Raw genomic sequence first — 292 nt, forward strand, 5'->3', positions numbered from 1 at the left:
CCAGTTGCGGCCATTGAACTGCCACTCCACGCCCTGCTTGTCGGTCTGGTGATAGATGGCGCGGTTGTCCAGCAGATCGGCGCCCTTGTCGAAGGCCTTGCTCATCAATAGCGCATCGCCCACCACCAAGGCGGCGGGCACGAAACCGCTGCCGCCCAGCGCTGCAGCGGTGGACGCACCACCAGCCCAGCCGCCGACATTGCGGGCCAGCGCATGAGTGACCTCCGATTGCGCGGCGGTGGCATTACCTTGTTCCAGCAACTCGGCCGAGCGGCGCGCGGTCAGCACCGCA

1 pseudogene is annotated in these 292 nt (G+C 66.8%); it reads right to left on the reverse strand.

Features of this window, described 5'->3' with window-relative positions:
- Positions 1–292 (reverse strand): annotated as a pseudogene (locus XcuCFBP2542_RS19210) (hypothetical protein); the annotation flags it as partial.

The organism is Xanthomonas cucurbitae (assembly GCF_002939885.1).
GTDB lineage: Bacteria > Pseudomonadota > Gammaproteobacteria > Xanthomonadales > Xanthomonadaceae > Xanthomonas > Xanthomonas cucurbitae.